We start from the raw sequence: 23,178 nt of genomic DNA, 5'->3' as shown, positions 1-23,178 counted from the left end.
CATTGACCGTACTAAAAGCTGGCTGGCTGCTCGCTTTTTCAGGAGCGAACTCTATCAAAAAAATCATCGGCCTGGCCGATCACGATGCAGGTAACTGATCGAGATCATAAGTCCGCCCCACCAGCCGACGAACTGCATGCTGAACGCCGATGGACGGCCAAAGTCACAAACCTGATGGCTATTTCCTCAGGTTACCCATGCTCACATTGCTCGCCGCACTGGTTCTGACCGCCACCCACATATTGGCCGGAAGGCTGAGCGAGCTGCACCAGTTGCCGCGCAGCCGCTGGTTATCCGCGGCCGGTGGCGTTGCCGTCGCCTACGTGTTCGTTCATCTGCTTCCTGAGCTGGCTCACGGGCAGAAGGTGATGGAGGATAGCGGGTTCCACCCGTTGCGCTACCTGGAACACCACGCATATCTGCTAGCGCTGATCGGTCTCGTCTGCTTCTACGGACTCGAGCGGCTGATCAAGCAGCACCGCGACGAGCAGTCTGAAGGTGCGCCTTCTCACGCTGGCGTGTTCTGGCTCCACATAGGTGCATTCGCCGGCTACAACGCTCTGATCGGCTATATCCTCGCCAACCGAGACCCCGGCCAGGAGTTGGAACTGGTCTGGTACACCGTGGCCATGTCGCTGCATTTCATGGTCAATGACGTAGCACTTCAGCACGACCATCAGCAGCTGTTCGCTCGTCGAGGTCGCTGGATACTGGCGGGCTCTACGCTGGTTGGCTGGGCGTTCGGCGCAATCATAGAGCTGTCCGAGCTAGGCGTATCAGCAGTCACTGCGTTCATCGCCGGTGCAATCATCCTCAACGTACTCAAGGAGGAGCTGCCGTCGGAACGCAACAGCCGATTCGGCGCGTTTCTGCTCGGGTCGCTCGGCTACTCGTTCCTTTTATTGTTGATGTAGCCGGTACGCCCGTGCCTGTCGTTCATCCTCTAGGTCTGCGCATCAATCGATAAACTGCCGGGATCACGAGAGGAAAAACTTGATCGAAATCGTGTCAGCCGGCTTCTGACGCACTTGCGCCGCCGTTGCCCGCAAGCAGATGGCTGAGCACCGAGCGCATCTTGCCGGGCTTGACCGGTTTGTTCAGCACTGGAACGCCACAGCCCTGCAATTGCTGACGGCACTGGTTACTGCGATCAGCGGTGATCATCACCACCGGCAGCGCCTGATTGAAGCGTTCTCGCACCGCGAGCACGACGTCCCAGCCGGTCAGCCCGTGATCCAGATGGTAATCGGCGAGGATTGCATCCGGTGCCATCCCGCCCAGAGCAGCCAGCGCGCTCTGCTCGTCGGTAGCAGTCACTACGGTGCAGCCCCATTGTTCCAGAAGCGCTGACATGCTTTGGAGAATGCTCTCCTCGTTGTCGATCACCAGCAGACGTCGCCCAGGCAGCGGATCACCCAGTTGCGGAGCGATCGAAGGCGAGGCAACCCGCGCACTGGGTATGGTCTCGGCCAGTGGCACATCGATGCTGAAAACGGAGCCCCGTCCCGGAGTCGAGCGGACTAGGACGCTGTAGCCCAGCATGTTGGCGATGCGGTCGACAATGGCCAGGCCCAGCCCTACTCCGCTGCGCTTCGCGGAACGACCGATTCCAAGCTGGTTGAATTCGAGGAAGATCGATTGCAACTCCTCCTCTGGGATACCTCGACCGGTATCCCAGACCTCGAAGCGCACTGCACCGTCGCGTATGCGAGCGCCGACCAGTACGCTGCCTCGATCGGTATAACGGCAAGCGTTGCTGAGAAAGTTGCGCAGAATCCGCGTCAGAAGACGGAAATCGGTCTTGACGGCGAAACGAGGAATATAGTGTTTCAACCTAAGCCCCGCAGCACTGGCCACCGACTGGAACTCGGACACCAGCGGCAACAGAACGTCGTCCAGTGAGTAGATGTCGATGTCCGGCTTGATAGCGGCCTGATCGAGCTTGGAGATATCGAGCAGGTCGGTAAGCAGGTCTTCGGCGCCTTCCAGTGCCTGATGGGCCCGCTCGACCAGATGCGATTCACTCTGGGGCAGCTTTCGCTCACGCAAGGTCGAGATCAAGAGGCGCGCAGCGTTGAGGGGTTGCAGCAGGTCATGGCTGGCCGCGGCGAGATACTTGTCCTTGCTGAGGTTGGCAGCCTCCGCTGCATCACGAGCCTCGCGCAGCTCGCAGGTACGTTCGGCGACGCGCAGCTCCAGTTCTTCATTCAACTGCAGCAGGCGTATCTGGACCAGTCTGCGCTCGGTGACATCGGCGACGAATCCTTCGACCAGGCCTTCTTCATCCGGCTTGAGCAACAAGTTCATGACCACGTAGATGGCGCTGCCATCCTTGCGTCGCAGGCGCGTCTCGTAGCCGAACAATCCATGCTGCTGGCTCAGGGTGTGACGAATCTGGCGCAGTTCATCCTCCCCACCAATGAATAAATGGTGCGACAGGTCGGTTAGCGCCCACAGCGCCTCCTCGGAGGACTCATAACCCAGCATGCGCGCAAGTGCCGGGTTGGTCGCACGGATGCCTTCGTGCAGGCTTGCCTGGAAAATCCCGTGCACGGCGTGTTCAAACAGCCATTTATAACGATTGCGCTCGGCTTCGAGCTCTGCCACGCGAGCCAACAGCTCTGGATAATGGCTTTTGCGTGCCGAATGGCTACCGAACCCGAGGAGTTCCGTCAGTGCCTGATGCTGGTCATCAGAGGGCTTCGGCATAGACGACCTCGACGTCGCGCTGCGTCGACGAGCGTGGATTGGTCAGGATGCAGGGGTCCTGCATCGCATGTTGCGAGAGGAACGGGATATCGGAAAGGTTAACGCCGTGCAGGCTCAGCGTTTCGCGGAAGCCGATCTGCTGTTTGAGGTCGATTAGATGCTGCACCAACCGCTCGCGAATCTGACGATGGTTCAGCCCGCGCGGATCGATGCCAAGTGTTTCAGCGACCTTGCGGTAGCGGTCCGGCGAAGCGTCGTAATTGAATGCGACGACATGTTCGACCAACACGGCGTTGCACACGCCATGCGGCAAATCGAGGTAGCCGCCCAGGCTGTGGGACATGGCATGCACGGCGCCGAGAATCGCATTGGAGAACGCCAACCCCGCCTGCATGCTGCCAAGCATGATCTGTTCACGCAGCGTGATATCAGCCGGGTTGGCAATCATCTGCACCAGATTGCCGTTGATCAACCGCATGGCTTCCAGCGCGTGGGGATCGGTCAATGGACCATGGCCGGTGGACACGAACGCTTCGATTGCATGTACCAAAGCATCGATACCGGTGCAGGCGGAGAGAAACGGATCCATGCTGAGAGTGGTTTCCGGATCGATCAGCGAGACATCCGGCACAGCGGCCTTGCTGACGATGGAGAACTTCATCCGCTCTTGCTGATTGGAGATGATCACGAACTGAGAGACATCGGCCGAGGTGCCCGCAGTAGTCGGAATCAGAATCAGCGGCGGGCTTGGCACGCGTAGCGTATCCACTCCCTCGAACTCATAAATATGGCGCCCATGAGCGGCGACGATGCCTATGCCCTTGGCGCAGTCCATCGGGCTGCCACCGCCGACCGCGACGATCACGTTGCAGCCTTCGCTGCTATAAAGCTCGGCGCCGAGCATTACCTCTTCGCAGCGAGGATTAGGGGAAACACCTGTGAACAGGCAGTGTTCGATGTTCTGGCGATCGAGGCTCGCCTGCACGTCCGCCACCCAGCCAGCCTTGACAACGCCAGGATCAGAAACCACCAGCACCTTTCGCGCCCCAAAGTTGGCGGCGCAGGTGCCGACACTATGACGGCAGCCCGCCCCAAAGATGATTTCAGGGGAGACGAATTTGCGCTGGAGGCTGATATTCGGGCTCATCACTGCGGCCTTCTTTATTTTTTGTAACAACGGGCGCAAGCCTACTGCATTGCTCGGGTAAAGCAATGCGCCTAATGCTAATGGATGGCGCGTTTTCGGGGGCGGAGCAAAGCGTCAAAGCAACCTTTGGTAAAACCGCAATTCGCGCTCCAACGCGTCAGCGAGGTTGGCCGCGTGGCGAAAGCCATGGCGCTCCTCGGGGTACAGCCGATATTCCACCTCGATGCCACGGCTGCGCAAGGCAGCCACCATCGACTCGGTCTGTTCGGGCAGCACCACGGCGTCCAGCCCGCCCTGAAAAAAGATCACCGGCGCGTTTATTCTCTCGGCGTTATGCAACGGTGCACGTTCGCGAAAGCGCTCCGGTACTCGCTGCGGATCGCCGATCAGCCAATCCAGGTAGTCGCCTTCGAACTTGTGCGTTACCCGGCTCAGAGCCAGAGGGTCGCTTACGCCATACAGACTTGCGCCGCCGCGGAATAGATCGGTCGTCGCCAACGCGTTGAGCGCGGTAAAGCCGCCGGCGCTGGAGCCGCGTACGAACAGCCGTTGCGGATCAACCACACCCTGCTCCACGAGCGCCTGTGCCGCCCGGCAGACGTCCTCCACATCGACAATACCCCACTGCTCACGCAAGCGCTGTCGATAGGTGCGGCCAAATCCGCTGCTGCCGCGGTAATTGACGTCGACTACGGCGAACCCGCGCTGGGTCCAGTACTGGATGCGCGGGTCGAACACCGGGTAGCTAGCCGATGTTGGACCACCGTGGGCGAAGACCACCAGTGGGGGCAGTGATTTCGGATCGCCGCAAAAATGCGCATTGGCCGGAGGATAAAAGAAAGCGTATGCGACCTCCCCGCCTTCGGTAGCAAAGCGCATGGACTGCGGGCGCGACAACTGGGTGGTCGCAAGCGGCTGGGCCCCGCCCGCCAGAATTTGCACTGCACCACTGATCCGCTCGATGGCAATAACCGACGCAGCTCGCTCAGGCGAGCCGGCAATGCAGAACACATGTGTCTCGTTCGCGGCAAGTTGGCGGCAGCGAGTGAAGTTGGCGGCCAGTTGGCGCCGGCTACCATCGGCAACGTGCTCGAACAGCCAGCCATAGCCATCGACCATGTGCGTCAGGAGCAAGCCACCCTCTGCCAATGGCACGTAGCTAGTGGTGCCCAACTGCCAAGGCGCTGGGGCGCAGTCGAAATTCTGTGTCGCTTGCGTCTGTCCGGATCGCATCAGCGGATGGATCAGCAGTTGGCCGTCCTCCTCCACCCAGGGTTGCCAAAAGCCCAGACGGTCGCTGAGGCAATACAGGCGGCCATCGGGGGCGAAGCGTGGCTGTTGCAAGGACTCGCCGCCCGCCGCGCCAGCCAGGCACTGCCGGTTGCCCCAATGCCCGTCGGGCGTACGCTCAGCTATGTACAACCGCGTCGACGTCCAGGGTTGCTCTGGGCGATCCCACTCGATCCAGGCCAGACGCGCTCCGTCAGAGCTCAGCGTGGGCGAGGAATAGAAATCGGCTCCCTCAACAAGAACCCGGCGCACGCCATCACCCATGGCAATGCTCACCAGACGATGCACGACCTCATCAGCGGCGTGGGTTTCTTCCAGCGCGACGATTGCATCGGCATGAGGGTCATGTTGCAGGTCGCCATACCGGCATTCCGCCCGCCCGGTCAGGGCGACAGGCAGTGCTGCAGCGTCAGCCTCATTGAGCGCCTGCAGGTAGACCTGCTGATCCGCCTCGTTGACGAAGGCGAGGCCCTGGCCGGTCAGGCAGAACGCGCCGCCGCCGTACTCGTAGACGCGACTGCGTACCGAGTAGCCGTCGGGGGTAACACGGAGCACGCTGCCGGCTCGCCAGAACCACAGGATGCAGCGCCCATGGGCAGGGTCATACTCGATCCAGAACAGCCCACCGTGCCCGCTCCGCAGTTCGGCATAGTCTTGGCTGGCGGCCGCGGCTGCATCGGCACTCCACTCGCTGGGCCAGAAGCCGTAAGGCAGCGCCTGAGTCGCTGGGCTGGCACTGGTGCAATCGTTGTCGGGAGACTTCATACCTTCAGGATCAGCTTTGAGGCCTTTTCGTTGCGGTGCTGCAGTTGCTCGAGCCCCAATGCGCCGTGGTCGGCCTGATCACGAGCCGCGAGGATTATGCCGTGATGCTCGGACTTGCTACATACCGGATCGGCGTTGGCAGCATCGCCGGTGAGCATGAAGGCCTGGCAGCGACAGCCGCCGAAGTCCCGCTCCTTCTCATCGCAACTGCGGCATGGCTCGGGCATCCAGTCATAACCGCGAAATTTGTTGAAGCCGAACGAGTGCCGCCAGATATGTTCGATGCTGTGCTCGCGCACATTGGGAAATTCAACCGGCAATTGGCGTGCACTATGACAAGGCAAAGCCGTGCCGTCGGGGGTGATATCGAGGAACAGGTTGCCCCAGCCGTTCATGCAGCCTTTCGGCCGTTCTTCGTAGTAATCGGGGGTGACAAAGATCAGTTTGCAGGGGTGGTTCTCGGCGGCGAGTTTCTCGCGCCACTCATTGGTGATGCGCTCGGCACGTACAAGCTGCTCCTTGCTCGGCAGCAATCCGGCACGGTTCAGCTCGGCCCAGCCGTAGAACTGGCAGGTGGCGAGTTCGACGAAATCGGCTTCGAGCTCGATGCACAGACGAATGATCTGATCGATGTTGTCGATATTGTGCCGATGGGTGACGAAGTTGAGCACCATCGGGTAGCCGTGCTTCTTCACCGCCCGAGCCATTTCTAGTTTGTGGGCAAATGCCTTCTTCGAGCCTGCGAGCAGGTTATTCACTTCTTCGTCAGCGGCCTGGAAACTGATCTGGATATGGTCGAGGCCGGCCTCGGCGAAACTGGCGATCTTCTCTTCGGTGAGGCCGATACCGGAGGTGATGAGGTTGGTGTAATACCCCAGGCCTCGCGCGGCCTCGATCAGCTCCGCCAGGTCCTGGCGCACCAATGGTTCGCCACCGGAAAACCCCAATTGCGCGGCCCCCATTTCGCGAGCCTGGCGAAACACCTCGATCCATTCGGCGGTGCTCAACTCTTCATGGCTGCGGGCGAAATCCAGCGGGTTGGAACAGTATGGACATTGTAGCGGGCAACGGTAGGTCAGCTCCGCGAGCAGCCAGAGCGGCGGACCGGGCTCGTAACCGGGTTTAGCGAAGCTCGATCCAGAACCGTTCAACGGCAACCTCCAGAAACGCGACAATATCTTCTTGAATACCTTCGGCCTCGGGGTAGCGGGCCTGTAGATCGGCAACGATGGCACCGACGCTGCGTGTTCCGTCCACTTCGGTAAGCACCGCCGCCGCGCTTTCGTTGAGTTTGATCATGCCTTCCGGGTATAGCAGCACATGGCAGCTTTGCGCTGGCTCCCATTGAAAGCGGTAGCCGCGGCGGAAGACCGGAATCTGGGTCAGTTGGATGTCGCTCATGGTCGATGTCTCGCCAAAGGCAGGCTGGCAGCCTGGCCGAATCATTTTGCTCATTGGCGGCGGGCTCAGCCCACCCTACAAGAGCCTGTGGCTAGAAGCTGATTCCCTTGTGCCAGACGCGCTCCGGGGTCACGGTATGGTACGGCGGGCGATCCAGCTCGTAGGCCATGCTCATGGCGTCCAGCATGCTCCACAGCACGTCGAGCTTGAACTGCAGGATCTCCAGCATACGCTCCTGGGATTCTCGGGTTCGGTAGTGATCCAGAGTAATGCGCAGGCCGTGTTCGACGTCGCGGCGGGCTTCCTTCAGGCGTTTGCGAAAGTAGTCGTATCCCGAGGCATCGATCCACGGATAGTGCTGCGGCCAGCTGTCCAGGCGCGACTGGTGGATGGTCGGCGCGAATAATTCGGTCAGCGAACTGCTGGCGGCCTCCTGCCAACTGGCTCGTCGGGCGAAGTTGACGTATGCGTCGACGGCGAAACGTACGCCGGGTAGCACCAGTTCGTGCGACAGCACTTGCTCGCGATCCAGCCCGACAGCTTCGGCCAGGCGCAGCCAGGCCTCGATACCACCCTCCTCACCCGGCGCCCCATCGTGATCGATGATTCGCTGAATCCACTCCCGGCGGGTATCGCGGTCCGGACAATTGGCCATGATCGCCGCATCCTTCACCGGGATGCATACCTGATAGTAGAAACGATTGGCGACCCAGCCCTGAATCTGTTCGCGTGTTGCCTGCCCGGCATACATGGCGCGGTGAAACGGGTGATGGATGTGGTAGTACTCGCCCTTGGCGCGCAGTGCCTGTTCGAATTCCGCGGGGCTCATGGCTGGCAGGATCATGGCGGTGTCATTCCTTTTCTTGTCATTCCGACGTGCGTGACTTGACGCAAGAGGCGGCTGTGGCCGCACTCACGATGGCCAGGCCGTGTTATAGCTCGATGTTCATGCCGTCGAAGGCAACTTCGATTCCGTGTTCACCGAGGATTTCGCGCTCGACGGAATCCTCATCGAGGATCGGATTGGTGTTGTTGATGTGGATGAGAATCTTGCGGACGGCGGGCATGCCATCGAGCACCTCGATCATGCCGCCTGGGCCGCTCTGCTGCAGGTGCCCCATTTCGCTGCCGAGCTTGGTGCCGACCTCGCGTACGAGCATTTCGTCATCGCGCCAGAGCGTCCCATCGACCAGCAGGCAATCGGCCTGGCGCATGGTATCCAGGAGCTCGTCGCTGACTTTGCCCAGCCCTGGTGCATAAAACAGCGTGCCACCAGTTTTGCGATCCTCGATCAGCAGACCAATGTTGTCACCCGGGTGCGGGTCATTGCGGTGTGGCGAATAAGGTGGTGCCGAGCTGCGTAGCGGGATCGGCGTGATATGCAGAGCCGGGCAGCAGGGAATGGTGAAACTGCCGGTCAGGCCGATGGGGTTCCACTTCAGCCCACCGTTCCAGTGCTCGAGCATGTTGAACAGCGGGAAGCCGGTGGTCAGATCCTGGTGGACCATCTCGGTGCACCAGACTTCGTGAGGGCAACCTTCGCGCAGGGTCAGCAGGCCGGTGGTGTGGTCGATCTGGCTGTCCAGCAGCACGATTGCGCCGATGGCGGTATCACGCGGGGCTCGAGCTGGTTGCAGAGTCGGGAAAGATTCCAACTGCGCGCGGATGTCCGGCGAAGCGTTGCACAGAATCCAGTCGACGCCATTGTCGCTGAGGGCGATAGAGGACTGGGTACGTGCCTTGGCGTTGAGCGTCCCGGCGCGCAGTCCTGCACAGTTGGCGCAGTTGCAGTTCCATTGCGGAAAACCACCGCCCGCAGCGGAACCGAGAATACGGATGAACATCGACAGCCCCCAAAAGCAAAGCCCCGGCCTGAGCCGGGGCTGATTCATCAACGATTAGCGAAGTACATGGTGACTTCGAAACCAATACGCATGTCGGTGAAGGCGGGTTTAGTCCACATAGGTCGGTCCTCTTTTTATGGTGCCGGTAGATTCCGACAACCCAATTAAGCCCCTTATTCTGCCTAAAACAGAATGGTACTTTGGAAGGAGACAGCGACATGCGATGGTAGTGCCGTAACACCCACCTTTGCATGTTGCGGTGCCTCGCTTTCAGCTAGCCTTTGCCAGTTCAAAGAGTCAACCCGCATGCAGGGCCGATCGACCATTGGCGTTGCGCCATGCCAGCTCGTTGGTGATGGTTGCCATGGGCGCGAACATGGCGCTATCGAAATCACTCAGCGGCAAGCCCTGCTGAATACGTAGAGGCCAATCATTATTGGCCAGGGCGGCCTTGCCAACCGCAACCAGATCCATGCTGCCGTGGGTGAGCAGGTGCTGGGCCTGATCTCCGCTCACGATGCCGCCATTTCCAATCACCGGAAGCGACACGCTGCTCTTGGCAATCGCGGCGAAGCTCGGTCCATCGGCGAAGGCCGGCGCAGCAGCGTCGGGTTCGGTGACGTGCAGATAATCGAGGCCGGCTTCTGCCAGGGCAGCGAAACGAGTTTGCGCCTCTTCTACCCCGCCCTCCCACTTCAGCCCGCTGTCGCTCACCATGCTCTGCGACAGTCGCATACCGACAAGAAAATCAGCGCCAACTTCAGCCCGCACTGCGCTGATGACCGCCTGTGGCATGCGTAAGCGATCAAGAAAATCACCGCCCCAGTGGTCATGGCGCAGGTTGAACTCGGCGCTGATGAATTCGTGCAACAGGTAGCCATTGGCGCCATGCAGCTCGACGCCATCGAAACCGGCCTCTTGTGCATGGCGAGCAGCAAGGGCAAAGCCTGCGATGGCTTCCTGGATTTCCTTCTCGCTCATTTCAGCTGGTGTCGCATATGGCCCTTCACCACCGTAGAACGTCAGCTGAGACCCGCCAGGCTGCACTGCTTAGGGCGCGACATGCCGAGCATGGTGGATATTGCCCTGCGTTTGAGCGCCGCCGTGCATGAGCTGGGCGACAAAAGCTGCGCCTGCCTCGTGTACGGCCTCGACTGACAGACGCCAGCTGTCTCGATGGGACTCGGTCGCGAGGCCTGGCTGGTTGAAGTAGCCCTGGCTATAAGCCGTATCGGTATAGATGCCCTCGCTGATGACCAGGCCAAAGCCGCCCTTGGCGAACGACGCGTAGTAATCACGCATCAGCTCGTTGGCTGCGCCCTCAGCTTCGGCGCTGACCCGGGTCATGGGCGCGACGACCGCGCGATTGCGCAGGTTCAGGTGTTTCAGCGAGTAGCGCTCGAGCAGTTGCGACATGGTGATCTCCTCATCTTCCAGCACCGGGGACATGCTGATGTGAGAGGTTTGTACCGGAGGGAGTTCGATGCCTGCGATGGCTGGTCATCCATGGAGCCAAAAAAAAACGCGGCCGAAGCCGCGTTGCGATAGGAGCCTTGTGCTCGATTCAAGGGGGTTACAAAGAAGCGGCACAGGTTCCTGCACATGACGTGCGTAGCAAATAACCGGCGCGTTGGAGCTAACGCGCCGGGGCCCTCATCAGAAGAACCCGAGTGGATTGATGTCGTAGCTGATCAGCAGGTTCTTGGTCTGCTGGTAGTGATCAAGCATCATTTTGTGGGTTTCACGACCGACCCCGGACTTCTTGTAGCCACCGAATGCAGCGTGCGCCGGATACAGGTGGTAACAGTTGGTCCACACGCGGCCGGCCTTGATGCCACGGCCCATGCGGTAAGCGCGATTGATGTCGCGGGTCCAGACGCCGGCACCCAGGCCGAACTCTGTGTCGTTTGCAATTGCCAAGGCTTCGGCTTCATCCTTGAAGGTCGTAACGCCGACCACCGGGCCGAAGATTTCCTCCTGGAACACGCGCATCTTGTTGTGTCCCTTGATCAGGGTCGGCTGGACGTAGTAACCAGAAGCCAAGCCACCTTCAAGCTTCTCAGCGGCGCCACCGGTAAGGATTTGCGCACCTTCCTGCTGAGCAACCTCCATGTAGGACAGAATCTTGTCGAATTGCTGCTCGGACGCCTGAGCGCCGACCATGGTTTCAGTGTCCAGCGGGTCACCACGCTTGATCGCCTTGATCTTCTTCATCACCACTTCCATGAAGGGTTCGAAGATCGACTCCTGAATCAGCGCGCGCGACGGACAAGTGCAGACCTCGCCCTGGTTGAAGAACGCCAGCACCAGGCCTTCAGCTGCCTTCTCGATGAACGCAGGTTCAGCATTCATGATGTCTTCAAAGAAGATATTCGGGCTCTTGCCACCCAGTTCCACCGTGCTCGGAATGATGTTCTCGGCAGCACAACGCATGATGTGCGCTCCGACTGGGGTCGATCCGGTAAAGGCGATCTTGGCGATGCGGGTACTGGTTGCCAGCGCCTGCCCAGCTTCTCTGCCAAAGCCCTGAACGATGTTCAGCACGCCCGGCGGCAGCAGGTCGCCGACAACCTCGATGAACACCATGATTGACAACGGAGTCTGCTCGGCCGGCTTGAGCACGATGCAGTTGCCGGCGGCCAGGGCCGGGGCGAGCTTCCAGGCGGCCATCAGCAGCGGAAAGTTCCACGGAATGATCTGTCCGACCACGCCCAGCGGCTCGTGGAAGTGATAAGCGGCCGTGTGCTCGTTGATCTCGGCAGCACCGCCTTCCTGGGCGCGGATACAGCCAGCAAAGTAGCGGAAGTGGTCAGCGGCCAGCGGCACGTCAGCGTTCAGGGTTTCACGAACGGCCTTGCCGTTGTCCCAGGTTTCGGCGATCGCGAGCTTTTCCAGATTGGCTTCGATGCGATCGGCAATCTTCAGCAGGATGTTGGCACGATCCTGGACAGAGGTTCGGCCCCAAGCATCGGCGGCGGCATGAGCGGCATCCAGCGCCTTCTCGACATCCTCGGCGCCCGAACGCGGAAACTCGGCAATCACTTCTCCATTAACCGGCGAGGTATTGACGAAGTACTCGCCTTTGGCCGGTGGCACGAATTCGCCGCCGATGTAGTTGCCATAGCGTGGTTTGAAGGAAACGACGGCGCCAGGGGTACCGGGCTGGGCGTAGATCATGATGGGCCTCTCTTTCTTCTGCTTGTCGGAGCCTGCGCCGGAAGGTGCGCAGAACATGGACCGATGTTAGGCAGCGCAGTCTTCGCTGCGGAATGCCCCCATGGCAGCGGAGAACTCCTCATTTGGTAGTAGATGCCGAGGCGCAGGGCCGACGTTTGAGCATCCGGGCAGACGTGGAAGACGAGCACTTGCGACAAAAAAAGCCCGGCAGCTTAGAGCGCTTACAGGCATTAGAAAATGACTCTGAACAAGGGTGTTGAGGCAGCACTGAAATATTTCTCCAGCGCAATAAAAGTGCGACCAAAAGCGGAAAAAATCAGCCCGAAAGTCGTATGAGATGCCCTCGGAAAGCGCCTTAGTTTCGAGTGGCAACATTGTTTGCCCCTTAACAACCGCTTTAGGAGATATGCCATGCAGTGGATCGATCCGGACTTCTGCGACCTGCGTCTGGGCTTCGAAGTCACCGCGTACGTTTACGTGCGCTGAGCCCCTGGTCGGCGTGGTGGCAACTGCCATCACACCGACCGAGCGAGGAAATGGACATGACAACAACAACATCGACCGAGCGCTGCTACGAGATTCGTCCGCCCTTCCTATTTCGCTGGGAGGAGTCGCAACAGGCCCACGTACTTCTCTACCCCGAAGGCATCGTCAAGCTGAACGCCACCGGCGGAGAAATATTGAAGCGCTGTGACGGCAAGACCAGTGTCACTCAGCTGATCGAACAGCTGCACGAGGCCTACAACGCATCTGCTCGCGACGCAGTCCGCGATGGCGTCCTGAATTTTCTGGAGGTATCCCATGGCAAAGGTTGGATCCGCGCCAAGGCTTGACGGTAACGGTAATCCAGTCTGGCTGCTGCTAGAACTGACGTACCAATGCCCGTTGCAATGCGTGTTCTGCAGTAACCCGCGCAACTTTGGCGATTACCGGCAGGACGAGCTCAGCACCGTCGAATGGATCGACGTAATGGCCCAGGCCCGCGCGATGGGGGCGATGCAGATCGGCTTCTCCGGCGGTGAGCCCACGCTGCGCAAGGACCTTGAGACCCTGGTTGCCGAGGCTGACCGTATGGGCTACTACACCAACCTGATCACCTCTGGCATCGGTCTTACCGAGGCACGTCTGCGGGCCTTGAAGCGTGCAGGCCTGCGGCATATTCAGCTCGGTTTTCAGTCCACCGACCGCGATGTGGCCCGCCAGCTCGCCGGCGTCGACGCGTGGGAGCGCAAACTGCGCATGGCACGGCTGATCAAATCCATGGACTTTCCGATGGTGCTCAACGTGCCCATCACCAGGCAGAACATCGGTCAGGTGCAAGACATCATCGAGTTCGCTGTGCAGCTGGGGGTCGAATACCTAGAGCTGGCCAATGTGCAGTACTACAACTGGGCGCTGCTCAACCGTGATCAGTTGATGCCGACCCAGGCCGAGCTGCAGAGAGCCGAAGCTGCGGTGAAGAGTGCACGCGAGCGTTTTGGTGATCGCCTGACCATCTTCTTCGTTATCCCCGACTATTACGAAGGCCGCCCCAAGGCCTGCATGAACGGCTGGGGCGCCATACATGTCACCATCGCACCGAATGGCAATGTGCTGCCCTGCTCACAGGCCAGTAACTTCAAGAGCCTGACTTTTCCCAATGTTCGCCAGCAGCGGCTTGAGCAAATATGGCACGACTCGCCGGTGTTCAACCTCTATCGAGGTGACGCGTGGATGCCTGAGCCATGCCGCAGCTGCGATGAGAAGGAAAAGGACTTCGGCGGCTGCCGTTGCCAGGCGTTGCTGCTGACTGGCAATGGTGCCAACACCGACCCGGCATGCAGTAAGTCACCGCATCATCAGCTGATCCGTCAGGCCGTGGAGCTTGCACAGGACGCCACGCGCCCGCCAGGCGCGCTGATCGCTCGTCAGGCCAGCCAGGGGGTGGAATTTGAAACTTCCCCATGACTCGTTTGGCGGCACCGTCAGCGCCGGTCTCATGTTGACGCTCGGCTGCTATCTACTGCTGCGCTACTGGCTGGTGGGCTGATGCCGATTCTTGACCTGATCACACGTTACGCACATCTCCTTTTCGCGCTGGTGTGGATCGGGCACAACTACGCCAACTTCATTCAGAACCCGCGTTTCGTACCACTACAGAATGGCATCGACACCGCTACGCTGAACCGCGACCTGGAAGTGCGGATGAAACGTGAACACGGCATCTTCCGCTACGCTTCCGTGGTGGTCTGGGCCTCCGGTATGTTCATGCTCTGGCAACGCGGCTGGCTGGTCGATGCCCTGTTATTGCAAGGGCCGCTGGCGGTGATCGGCCTTGGCGCCTGGATCGGCACGCTCATGCTGCTCAACCTTTGGCTGGTGCTGTGGCCGCATCAAAAGAAGCTGCTCGGCTTCGTCCCGGCGACATTGGAAGAGCGGGTGCGCTGCTCGCGGATCACCTTTCTCTCCTCGCGCAGCAACACCATTCTGTCCTTTCCCCTGCTGTTTCTGATGGCGAGTGGTGGTCATGGCTTGCACCTCTTCTGAGCAGCCCGAACGCTACAACTTCGCCGCAGGTCCGGCGATGTTGCCTGAGGAGGTGTTGGAACAGATTCGCGAGCAATTGCCGAATTGGCGTAATACCGGCTCTTCTGTGCTGGAGCAGCCCTTCACCAGCACCGCCTTCAAGCAGCTGATGGCCGAGACCGAAGCCGACCTGCGCGCGTTACTGGCGATCCCAGACAACTATCGCGTGCTCTTCATGCAAGGCGGTGCCTCGGCGCAGTTCGGCCTGTTGCCGCTCAACCTGCTGCACCCAGGCCAGAGCGCAGACTATCTGGAGAGCGGCCACTGGGCGCGCAAGGCAATCACAGAGGCCCGCCGTCATTCGCCAGTAAATGTCATCGCCAGCGGTGCGGATCAGGCTTTCACCGCCCTGCCCCCAGTCGATCATTGGTGCCTCGACCCTGCTGCCGGCTATTGCCATGTAACCAGCAACGAAACCGGTAACGGATTGCAGCTGCAGGAGTTTCCGCAATTGTCGGTACCGCTGGTGGCGGACATGACCTCCGACTTTCTAACCCGGCCCGTTCCGATCGAACGCTTCGGGCTGATCTATGCCAGTGCACAGAAAAATCTTGGAGTCGCCGGTTTGTGTGTGGTGATAGTCCGTGAGGATCTTCTGCAAAAGCCACGATCTGGCCTGCCCGCAGCGTTCAGTTATGCTACACAGGCCGAACAACAGAGCCGCTTCAACACGCCGCCGACGTTCGCCCTGTATGTCGCCGGACTGATGCAGCGGTGGATCGCTAGCCACGGTGGGCTCTTCTCCATGGAGGCGGCAGCGCGTGAGAAAAGCAGTCAACTGTACCGATATCTGGACGCGAGTTGGCTCTACCACTGTCCTCAGCGTGCACAAGACCGGTCATCGATAAACGTCTGCTTCCAGCTGAGTGACGAACGATTGACCGAGGCATTTCTTAATCAGGCCAGCTCGAACGGCCTGGCTAATCTGAATGGGCATGCAGCCATCGGCGGTGTTCGGGCCAGCCTCTACAACGCCATGCCGCTGATCGGCGTGAAACGGCTGCTAGCGTTCATGCAAGAGTTTGAGCGCTGCCATGGTTAGACAAATCAATCTGCGAGCCCTGCGCGGCCGATTGGCTTTGGAGCTAGTCAGCATTGCGTGTCGCTTGCCCAGGTCGGAGTTTGGCCGTCCGCTCAGGGTAATGGGGCTGGATTTCCCCTCCCCGCTGGGCATTGCCGCCGGTTTCGACCGTAGCGGGCGCCTCGCCCGGCGGGTGGCGGCACTTGGCTTTGGCTTTAACGAAATCGGCAGTCTTACTGCTCAGGGCTTGGCCAGACTGCAGCTTGCGCCCCATGGCGAAGCGCAGTTGGGCATCAATCTAACCCTGGATGCCCGAAACTCGACAGCTGAAAGCTGTACGCTTTTACGTGCCGCCCGCGCGTACGGTGACTATCTGGTACTCAATCTGATGGGCCCAGCCAGCGCGCCGTTGCTGCAACAGCCCACGCGCTTGCGTCTGTTGCTGGCTGCGCTTCGAGCCGACCAGCACGAATTGAACCAGGCAGGCTCACGCCAAATACCATTGGTGGTGAAGCTCCGCTGTCTGCCTGGGCGTGTTCCGTTCTCAATCACTGAGATGCTGTTGGAGCTGGGCTTCGACGGCTTGCTCGCCGCCCATGACCCTGGCCCGCCCGCGACACGCGAGCGCTACCAGGACTGGCAACACGGGCTACAGCAAGCGCAGGCATGTGAGCAGATCGCCCATTTACGGCGCTTCTGCGGCGAGGGACTGGCGTTGATCTCGGTTGGCGGTATTCAGGCAGCGGATCAACTGCAGGCACGTATGGCGGCCGGGGCACAGTTGGTGCAGGTTCATTCGGCTCTGTTGCATCAGGGCCCATGGTTGGCACATCGCCTGCTGCGCTAATGCGCTAATGCGCCCTTTGAAAACGACAACGCCCCGAACCAGTCGGGGCGTTGTCGCATCATGCGATCGTCAGGATCGGGTCGCCTGAGCAATCATTCCACTATCAGAGCCAGGTCAGAATCTTTCGATGTCTGCCTCGGCCTGCTGTTTCTGACGGTAGGCCGCGAAGTCCTGCTGACCAATGCGTGAAGCCAGAAAACGACGGTAGTTCAGCTTCTCTTCATCGGTCAGAGCGGTTTCTGGCTCATTGACGCCATTCAACCGAACAACGACATAGTCACCATTGCTCAACGCCACACCAGTGTAGTTCGGCTTGTCCTGTTGTTCTGGACGCGGCATGCGGAACACCGCCTGCAGCAGCGCAGGCGCAACGCCTTCCTGACTGCGCGACGCTGCCTCTACGGGTTGCCACTGGCCATCGGACTGCTTACCGTCACGCAGGTCCGCTAGCCGCTGCTCACCCTGCGTGCGCGCTGTTTCCGCAGCCAGGCTTCGTTGAAGCTGCTGGACGATATTGTCACGCACATCCGCGAGCGGAATCGCCGCTGGCTTCAGATGCTCTTTGACACGCAAGGCGATAGAGGTCTCAGGGTCGAGCTCAATGACGCTGCTGTTGGCACCATCCACCAGAACTTCATCGCTAAAGGCTGCCTGGATGACCTGGCGATTGGCAGTGATACCGTCACCACCCTCTCTACCGAATGCTTCAGTAGTCTGCACCATCAGGCCGAGCTCCTGAGCGGGCTGCGCCAGGTCAGATGCTTCGAATGCAGCATCTTCCAGCTGTTTGCTGGTTTCAACAAAACGCTGCTCAACCTGCTGTGCCTTCAGCTCGCGCACGAGCTCAGGCTTCATGCTTTCAAAGGAGGGAACCTCGGGCGACTGTACGCCGAGCAACTTGATGATGTGCCAGCCAAATTCAGATTTGACCGGCGACGAGATGTCCCCTTCGTTCAACGCATACAGCGCTTCTTCAAACGCAGGGTCATACACGCCAGTGCCGGCAAAGCCCAAATCACCACCTTCGTTGGCAGAGCCTGGGTCCTGCGAAACTTCCTTGGCGACAGCGGCAAAGTCCTCGCCACCTTTCAGCCGAACGGCGATTTCGTCAATCTTCGCTTTAGCCTCGTCGTCGCTCAGCTCACCGCTGGTTTCGATGAGGATGTGCGCTGCACGACGCTGCTCGTCCAGATTGGCGATCTGCTGTTGATACAGATTCTGCAATTCCTCGTCGGACGCTTCGACCTGATCGAAGAATGACTCTTTCTTCAGCTCGACGTACTCGACGATGACTTGCTCAGGCGTGCGGAAACGGTCAGCGTTTGCCTCGTAATACTCCTCGATCTGCTCATCGCTGACTTCGATCGACTCGTACTGTGCGGGGATGGTGAGGGTCTCGAAGTCACGCGTCTGCATCTCGAGGCGAGCAAAGTTATCGACCTGCTGATCAGTCACGAATCCGGTTCCGGAAATGCCTGCGCGCAACTGGCCGATCAGCATTTCCTGCTCAAGCAGCTGACGGAACTGAAGGCGGGAATAGCCCATCTGCTGGATGACCTGATCGAAACGCGCGGCGCTGAAGGCGCCTTCAACCTGGAATTCGGGGGTCTGGAGAATCAATTGATCGAGTGCTTCGCGAGAAAAGGCGAAATCCGCGTCCTTGGCACCCTGCAGCAGCAACATGCGATCGATTAATGAGCCTAGTGCGGAGTCGCGCAACAGGCGGTCATCAAGCAGCGAGGCATCGAAGTCTTGGCCGAGCTGCTGGGCCAGCTGGCGACGCTGCATGTTCATCGCCTGGTCAAGGTCGTAGCGCGAGATCTCCTCGCCGTTGACCTTTGCTGCATTTTGACTATTGCTGGCGGCGTTGAAGATGGCATCGAAGCCGGTCAGTGCCAACAGCACCACAATGATGCCGATGATAGTTTTGGCTATCCAGCCTTGTGAATTGTCCCTGATGTTTTGAAGCATGCGACCCCCAGGAGTCTGCGGCGCGATGGGATGCGCAACACGGGTGGAAACCAGATAAAAGAAAGGCGCATCCAGGGATGCGCCTTCTCGGAGCTTTTGGAGCGGTTGGGCTTATTCCCCCAAGCCAGACTGCAGCAGGCCAGGCCTGCTCGACAACCGCCCCGAACCAGAGCAGCGCAAGCTGACTGGCCGGGTAGAAAAACGCTTAGTTAACGGCGTCTTTCAGAGCCTTGCCAGCTTTGAAACCCGGGATCTTGGCAGCGGCGATGTTGATCGGCTTGCCAGTCTGCGGGTTGCGGCCGGTGCGCGCAGCGCGCTCCTTGACAGCGAAAGTACCGAAACCAACCAGTACCACGGAGTCACCAGCCTTCAGGGCACCGGTGACGGATTCGATCACTGCATCCAGCGCGCGGCCAGCAACAGCTTTTGGGATATCAGCAGATGCAGCGATAGCATCGATCAGTTCCGACTTGTTCACTCTAAGTCCCCTTATTTCTGTTGAGTCGTATCTTTAATTTTCGGGTGTAAGCAAAGCGGTGCTGGATGGCAATGACACAAGAGGCCGATTAAACAAGGGCACCTGAAGTGTGTCAACGTGGCCTTCCAGACTAATGCGTGCTGATTCGCTCCTTGGAATCAGGCTCGCGCTTGTCGTCCTTTGCAACAATCTCGGGAGCCGCATCGGGCAAGGGCTCCGGCACGTATTGCAGCGCAATTTGCAGGACTTCGTCAATCCACTTCACCGGTTTAATCTGCAAGTCCTGCTTAATATTTTCAGGAATCTCTTTCAGGTCACGCTGATTTTCTTCCGGAATGATCACCGTCTTGATCCCGCCACGGTGAGCAGCAAGTAGTTTTTCCTTCAATCCGCCGATGGCAAGCACTTGCCCGCGCAATGTTATTTCACCGGTCATTGCGACATCTGCGCGCACGGGTATCTGAGTCAGCGCAGATACTAGCGATGTGCACATGCCGATACCCGCACTCGGACCATCTTTCGGTGTCGCGCCTTCTGGCACGTGGATGTGAATATCCTGTTTCTCGTTGAAATCTGCGGGTATACCCAGGCTTGTAGCACGGCTACGAACCACGGTAAGCGCTGCAGTGATCGATTCAGCCATGACCTCACCCAGAGAGCCGGTCTTGGTCAGGCGGCCCTTACCGGGCACTACAGCAGCCTCGATGGTCAATAGCTCACCGCCGACCTGAGTCCAGGCCAGCCCTGTGACCTGACCCACCTGATCCTGCAGCTCCGCAAGACCATAGCGGAACTTGCGAACGCCCAGGAAGTGCTCTAGGGCGTCGGCATCCACGTTCACGTGGAAGCGTTTATCCGAAGCGTGCTCTTTGACTACCTTACGGCAAACTTTAGCCAGCTGCCGCTCCAGGCTGCGCACCCCGGCTTCACGGGTGTAGTAGCGAATGATGTCCCGGATCGCAGATTCCTGAAACGCCAACTCATCTTTCTTCAGGCCATTGGCCTGGACCTGCTTGGGGGCCAGGTAACGTGTCGCGATGTTGATCTTCTCATCCTCGGTATAACCGGGCAGCCTGATGACCTCCATGCGGTCGAGCAGCGGCGCCGGGATGTTCATCGAGTTGGCGGTACAGAGGAACATCACGTCGGATAGGTCGTAGTCGACCTCAAGATAGTGATCGTTGAAGTTGTGGTTCTGCTCTGGATCCAGCACCTCGAGCAGTGCCGATGCTGGATCACCACGCATGTCGCTGCCCATCTTGTCGATCTCGTCGAGCAAGAACAGCGGGTTGCGCACTCCGACCTTGGTCATTTTCTGAATCAGGCGGCCAGGCATGGAGCCGATGTATGTGCGGCGATGCCCGCGAATCTCGGCTTCGTCACGCACACCGCCAAGCGCCATGCGCACGAACTTGCGATTGGTCGATCGGGCGATGGACTCGGCCAGAGAAGTCTTGCCGACGCCGGGCGGGCCGACTAGGCAGAGCACAGGTCCCTTGAGCTTCTTCACCCGCTTTTGCACGGCGAGATATTCGAGGATACGGTCCTTCACTTCTTCCAAGCCGTAGTGGTCAGCATCGAGCACTTCCTCGGCCTTGGCGAGGTCCAGGCGGACCTTGCTGGCAGCTTTCCATGGCACGTTTACCAGCCAATCGATGTAGGTACGCACCACTGTGGCTTCAGCGGACATCGGAGACATCTGCTTGAGCTTGTTGAGCTCGGCCTGCGCTTTGGTATAGGCGTCTTTGCTCAGTCCGGCATTCTCGATGCGTTTCTTCAGGTCATCGATTTCGTTATGGCCTTCGTCTATATCACCGAGCTCTTTTTGAATGGCCTTCATCTGCTCATTCAGGTAGTACTCTCGCTGGCTGCGCTCCATCTGCTTTTTCACACGACCGCGGATGCGCTTTTCCACTTGCAGCAGATCGATCTCTGCATCCAGTAGAGCGAGCACATGCTCGACTCGGGCCGGCAGATCAGTGATCTCGAGAATCTGCTGCTTTTGCTCGATCTTCAAAGCCATATGCGCCGCCATGGTATCCACCAGGCGCGCCGGCTCATCGATGCTGCTCAGCGAGGACAGAACCTCTGCGGGCACCTTCTTGCCCAACTGAACGTACTGTTCGAACTGACTAAGCAGGCTGCGGGTGAAAACTTCGGACTCACGTGCATCGACCTCGGTCTCATCGATCAGCGAGACCTCGGCGCGGCAATGATCGTCGACCTCGACAAATCGTTCGATCACGCCCCGCTGCTCCCCCTCGACCAGCACCTTGACGGTGCCGTCCGGCAGCTTGAGCAGCTGCAACACCGTAGCCACGGTACCTACGCGATACAGCGCGTCTTCAGCAGGATCGTCATCCGCAGGATTCTTCTGCGCCAACAGCAGAATCTGCTTATCGCCGGCCATGGCGGATTCGAGCGCTTCGATGGATTTTTCACGGCCAACGAAAAGCGGTATCACCATGTGGGGATAGACCACCACATCTCGCAGCGGCAAAAGGGGCAATTCGATGGTTGTCTTCATAAATTCAGCTCTACGACGGCCATACGGCGGTAAACGGACGGGCAATACCCTTGCAGCAAAGATGAGGGCACGCACCGCAAAAAACAAGGAGGCAGACCAAATGCAAAGGGGCCCGCAGGCCCCTTTGTTCGATTACGCGTCAGGCGCAGCCTTGGCTGGCGGTTCAGCGTTCTCGTAAATCAGTAACGGCTGAGACGTGCCTTCGATAACGCTTTCATCGATGACCACCTTGCTGACATCCTTCTGCGAAGGAATCTCGTACATGGTGTCCAGCAATACACCTTCGAGAATCGAACGCAGTCCGCGCGCACCAGTCTTGCGTTCGAGTGCGCGAGAAGCAATAGCCTTCAACGCGTCCGAACGGAACTCCAAATCCACACCTTCGAGTTCGAACAGCTTGGCATACTGCTTGGTCAGCGCGTTCTTCGGCTCGGTGAGAATCTGGATCAGAGCTGCTTCGTCGAGTTCGTCAAGCGTGGCGATCACAGGCAGACGACCGACGAATTCGGGGATGAGGCCGAACTTGACCAAATCATCCGGTTCAACGGCACGTAGTGCCTCGCCAATCTTCTTACCCGGATCCTTGCTGCGCACCTCGGCATTGAAGCCGATACCGCCCTGCGTAGAACGACCCTGAATCACCTTTTCCAGGCCAGCAAAAGCGCCACCGCAAATGAACAGGATGTTGCGCGTATCAACCTGCAGGAACTCCTGCTGCGGATGCTTGCGACCACCCTGTGGCGGCACAGATGCAACCGTACCCTCGATCAGCTTCAGCAGGGCTTGTTGCACACCTTCGCCTGACACGTCGCGAGTGATCGACGGGTTGTCTGATTTACGGGAGATCTTGTCGATTTCGTCGATGTAAACGATGCCCATCTGAGCCTTCTCTACATCGTAATCGCACTTCTGCAGCAATTTCTGGATGATGTTCTCGACATCTTCGCCCACATAACCCGCCTCGGTGAGGGTGGTCGCGTCAGCGATGGTGAACGGAACATTGAGCAGGCGCGCCAGCGTTTCGGCCAGCAGCGTCTTGCCGGATCCGGTCGGGCCAATCAGCAGAATGTTGCTCTTACCCAACTCGACTTCTTCTTTCTTGTCGCGCTGGTTCAGGCGTTTGTAATGGTTGTAAACGGCTACTGCCAGGATCTTCTTCGCACGTTCCTGACCAATGACGTATTGGTCGAGAATGCCGCTGATCTCCTTCGGCGCAGGCAGTTTGTGCGCGTTGCTCTCGGCCTGGGCTTCCTGCACCTCCTCGCGGATGATGTCATTGCACAGGTCGACGCACTCGTCGCAGATGAAAACGGAGGGCCCGGCGATCAACTTGCGTACTTCATGCTGGCTTTTGCCGCAAAAAGAGCAATAGAGCAGTTTGCCGGAGTCCTCGCCGTTGCGGGTGTCAGTCATTCGATCGATCCAATCGGGAAGGC

Annotated in this window: 20 protein-coding genes and 1 pseudogene; 7 read left to right on the top strand and 14 right to left on the bottom strand. The window is 59.1% G+C overall.

Annotation, left to right across the window (positions count from 1 at the left end):
• Positions 1-197: 197 nt before the first annotated feature.
• Complete coding sequence (locus tag CXK91_RS02235) at positions 198-914, top strand: hypothetical protein (protein WP_103454759.1); 717 nt, start codon at positions 198-200, stop codon at positions 912-914.
• Positions 915-1,008: 94 nt separating this feature from the next.
• Here the strand turns inward: CXK91_RS02235 and CXK91_RS02230 are convergent, their stop codons facing one another.
• From CXK91_RS02230 to exaC, 10 genes and pseudogenes are all read right to left on the bottom strand, one after another.
• A complete protein-coding gene (locus tag CXK91_RS02230; protein WP_103454758.1) occupies positions 1,009-2,709 on the bottom strand; it encodes a PAS domain-containing hybrid sensor histidine kinase/response regulator in 1,701 nt (566 codons plus the stop codon).
• Positions 2,693-3,856, bottom strand: coding sequence for an alcohol dehydrogenase-like regulatory protein ErcA (ercA, locus tag CXK91_RS02225; protein WP_103454757.1), 1,164 nt, complete (start codon positions 3,854-3,856; stop codon positions 2,693-2,695). The genes CXK91_RS02230 and ercA overlap by 17 nt, the downstream gene beginning before the upstream one ends.
• 114 nt (positions 3,857-3,970) lie before the next feature.
• Positions 3,971-5,911, bottom strand: a complete 1,941-nt coding sequence (locus tag CXK91_RS02220; protein WP_103454756.1) for a S9 family peptidase — start codon at positions 5,909-5,911, stop codon at positions 3,971-3,973.
• Positions 5,908-7,062: a pyrroloquinoline quinone biosynthesis protein PqqE gene (gene pqqE / locus CXK91_RS02215; RefSeq protein WP_103454755.1), complete on the bottom strand. Its 1,155-nt coding sequence runs from the start codon at positions 7,060-7,062 to the stop codon at positions 5,908-5,910. Before pqqE (CXK91_RS02215) ends, CXK91_RS02220 begins: the two co-directional genes overlap by 4 nt.
• Complete coding sequence (gene pqqD, locus CXK91_RS02210; protein ID WP_103454998.1) at positions 7,034-7,312, bottom strand: pyrroloquinoline quinone biosynthesis peptide chaperone PqqD; 279 nt, start codon at positions 7,310-7,312, stop codon at positions 7,034-7,036. Before pqqD (CXK91_RS02210) ends, pqqE (CXK91_RS02215) begins: the two co-directional genes overlap by 29 nt.
• Positions 7,313-7,403: 91 nt before the next feature.
• Positions 7,404-8,156, bottom strand: coding sequence for a pyrroloquinoline-quinone synthase PqqC (pqqC, locus tag CXK91_RS02205; RefSeq protein WP_103454754.1), 753 nt, complete (start codon positions 8,154-8,156; stop codon positions 7,404-7,406).
• Positions 8,157-8,244: 88 nt separating this feature from the next.
• Positions 8,245-9,156, bottom strand: coding sequence for a pyrroloquinoline quinone biosynthesis protein PqqB (gene pqqB / locus CXK91_RS02200; RefSeq protein ID WP_103454753.1), 912 nt, complete (start codon positions 9,154-9,156; stop codon positions 8,245-8,247).
• A gap of 47 nt (positions 9,157-9,203) precedes the next feature.
• Positions 9,204-9,275 carry a pyrroloquinoline quinone precursor peptide PqqA gene (gene pqqA / locus CXK91_RS02195; protein ID WP_003284930.1) on the bottom strand — a complete coding sequence of 24 codons (72 nt, stop codon included), beginning with the start codon at positions 9,273-9,275 and terminating at the stop codon, positions 9,204-9,206.
• Between the two features lie 178 nt (positions 9,276-9,453).
• Positions 9,454-10,572, bottom strand: a pseudogene (locus tag CXK91_RS02190) (NADH:flavin oxidoreductase).
• A 240-nt stretch (positions 10,573-10,812) separates the two neighbouring features.
• Positions 10,813-12,333 carry an acetaldehyde dehydrogenase ExaC gene (exaC, locus tag CXK91_RS02185; protein WP_103454752.1) on the bottom strand — a complete coding sequence of 507 codons (1,521 nt, stop codon included), beginning with the start codon at positions 12,331-12,333 and terminating at the stop codon, positions 10,813-10,815.
• Between the two features lie 411 nt (positions 12,334-12,744).
• Here exaC and pqqA (CXK91_RS23030) point away from each other — a divergent pair, with 411 nt between their 5' ends.
• From pqqA (CXK91_RS23030) to CXK91_RS02155, 6 genes are all read left to right on the top strand, one after another.
• A complete protein-coding gene (gene pqqA, locus CXK91_RS23030; RefSeq protein WP_003282509.1) occupies positions 12,745-12,819 on the top strand; it encodes a pyrroloquinoline quinone precursor peptide PqqA in 75 nt (24 codons plus the stop codon).
• A 56-nt stretch (positions 12,820-12,875) separates the two neighbouring features.
• Positions 12,876-13,166 (top strand): pyrroloquinoline quinone biosynthesis peptide chaperone PqqD, encoded by a 291-nt coding sequence (gene pqqD / locus CXK91_RS02175; protein WP_103454751.1) that lies wholly within the window; start codon positions 12,876-12,878, stop codon positions 13,164-13,166.
• Positions 13,135-14,280, top strand: coding sequence for a pyrroloquinoline quinone biosynthesis protein PqqE (pqqE, locus tag CXK91_RS02170; RefSeq protein WP_103454750.1), 1,146 nt, complete (start codon positions 13,135-13,137; stop codon positions 14,278-14,280). The genes pqqD (CXK91_RS02175) and pqqE (CXK91_RS02170) overlap by 32 nt, the downstream gene beginning before the upstream one ends.
• 81 nt (positions 14,281-14,361) lie before the next feature.
• Positions 14,362-14,859 (top strand): urate hydroxylase PuuD, encoded by a 498-nt coding sequence (locus tag CXK91_RS02165; protein ID WP_103454749.1) that lies wholly within the window; start codon positions 14,362-14,364, stop codon positions 14,857-14,859.
• On the top strand, positions 14,840-15,940 hold the full coding sequence (gene serC, locus CXK91_RS02160; protein WP_103454748.1) for a 3-phosphoserine/phosphohydroxythreonine transaminase: 1,101 nt from the start codon (positions 14,840-14,842) through the stop codon (positions 15,938-15,940). The genes CXK91_RS02165 and serC overlap by 20 nt, the downstream gene beginning before the upstream one ends.
• The gene (locus tag CXK91_RS02155) at positions 15,933-16,766 is read left to right on the top strand and encodes a phosphoserine aminotransferase (protein WP_103454747.1); all 834 of its coding nucleotides are present in this window, start codon (positions 15,933-15,935) and stop codon (positions 16,764-16,766) included. Before serC ends, CXK91_RS02155 begins: the two co-directional genes overlap by 8 nt.
• Positions 16,767-16,880: 114 nt before the next feature.
• On the opposite strand, the gene CXK91_RS02150 is transcribed toward CXK91_RS02155, so the two are convergent.
• The 4 genes from CXK91_RS02150 to clpX form a co-directional block, all read right to left on the bottom strand.
• Positions 16,881-18,737 carry a SurA N-terminal domain-containing protein gene (locus CXK91_RS02150; protein WP_103454746.1) on the bottom strand — a complete coding sequence of 619 codons (1,857 nt, stop codon included), beginning with the start codon at positions 18,735-18,737 and terminating at the stop codon, positions 16,881-16,883.
• Between the two features lie 205 nt (positions 18,738-18,942).
• Positions 18,943-19,215, bottom strand: a complete 273-nt coding sequence (gene hupB, locus CXK91_RS02145; protein WP_003282502.1) for a nucleoid-associated protein HU-beta — start codon at positions 19,213-19,215, stop codon at positions 18,943-18,945.
• A 130-nt stretch (positions 19,216-19,345) separates the two neighbouring features.
• The gene (gene lon / locus CXK91_RS02140; protein WP_103454745.1) at positions 19,346-21,742 is read right to left on the bottom strand and encodes an endopeptidase La; all 2,397 of its coding nucleotides are present in this window, start codon (positions 21,740-21,742) and stop codon (positions 19,346-19,348) included.
• A 132-nt stretch (positions 21,743-21,874) separates the two neighbouring features.
• Entirely contained in the window at positions 21,875-23,155 is a 1,281-nt protein-coding gene (gene clpX, locus CXK91_RS02135; RefSeq protein WP_103454744.1) for an ATP-dependent Clp protease ATP-binding subunit ClpX, read from the bottom strand.
• Between the last annotated feature and the right edge of the window lie 23 nt (positions 23,156-23,178).

Origin of the sequence: Stutzerimonas stutzeri, from assembly GCF_002909485.1 — a bacterium.
In the GTDB taxonomy this organism is placed as follows: domain Bacteria; phylum Pseudomonadota; class Gammaproteobacteria; order Pseudomonadales; family Pseudomonadaceae; genus Stutzerimonas; species Stutzerimonas stutzeri_AH.
The sequence above is the reverse complement of the archived record's forward strand: the minus strand, read 5'-3'. Positions and strand labels throughout refer to the sequence as shown.

Bases quoted from the DNA above. Each gene is read 5' to 3' on its own strand.
- exaC (WP_103454752.1), bottom strand. From the start codon at position 12,333: ATGATCTACGCCCAGCCCGGTACCCCTGGCGCCGTCGTTTCCTTCAAA.
- ercA (WP_103454757.1), bottom strand. From the start codon at position 3,856: ATGAGCCCGAATATCAGCCTCCAGCGCAAATTCGTCTCCCCTGAAATC.
- pqqC (WP_103454754.1), bottom strand. From the start codon at position 8,156: ATGATCCTGCCAGCCATGAGCCCCGCGGAATTCGAACAGGCACTGCGC.
- serC (WP_103454748.1), top strand. From the start codon at position 14,840: ATGGCTTGCACCTCTTCTGAGCAGCCCGAACGCTACAACTTCGCCGCA.
- CXK91_RS02220 (WP_103454756.1), bottom strand. From the start codon at position 5,911: ATGAAGTCTCCCGACAACGATTGCACCAGTGCCAGCCCAGCGACTCAG.
- pqqD (WP_103454751.1), top strand. From the start codon at position 12,876: ATGACAACAACAACATCGACCGAGCGCTGCTACGAGATTCGTCCGCCC.
- pqqB (WP_103454753.1), bottom strand. From the start codon at position 9,156: ATGTTCATCCGTATTCTCGGTTCCGCTGCGGGCGGTGGTTTTCCGCAA.
- pqqE (WP_103454750.1), top strand. From the start codon at position 13,135: ATGGCAAAGGTTGGATCCGCGCCAAGGCTTGACGGTAACGGTAATCCA.
- CXK91_RS02150 (WP_103454746.1), bottom strand. From the start codon at position 18,737: ATGCTTCAAAACATCAGGGACAATTCACAAGGCTGGATAGCCAAAACT.
- CXK91_RS02235 (WP_103454759.1), top strand. From the start codon at position 198: ATGCTCACATTGCTCGCCGCACTGGTTCTGACCGCCACCCACATATTG.
- CXK91_RS02155 (WP_103454747.1), top strand. From the start codon at position 15,933: ATGGTTAGACAAATCAATCTGCGAGCCCTGCGCGGCCGATTGGCTTTG.
- pqqD (WP_103454998.1), bottom strand. From the start codon at position 7,312: ATGAGCGACATCCAACTGACCCAGATTCCGGTCTTCCGCCGCGGCTAC.
- lon (WP_103454745.1), bottom strand. From the start codon at position 21,742: ATGAAGACAACCATCGAATTGCCCCTTTTGCCGCTGCGAGATGTGGTG.
- clpX (WP_103454744.1), bottom strand. From the start codon at position 23,155: ATGACTGACACCCGCAACGGCGAGGACTCCGGCAAACTGCTCTATTGC.
- CXK91_RS02165 (WP_103454749.1), top strand. From the start codon at position 14,362: ATGCCGATTCTTGACCTGATCACACGTTACGCACATCTCCTTTTCGCG.
- CXK91_RS02230 (WP_103454758.1), bottom strand. From the start codon at position 2,709: ATGCCGAAGCCCTCTGATGACCAGCATCAGGCACTGACGGAACTCCTC.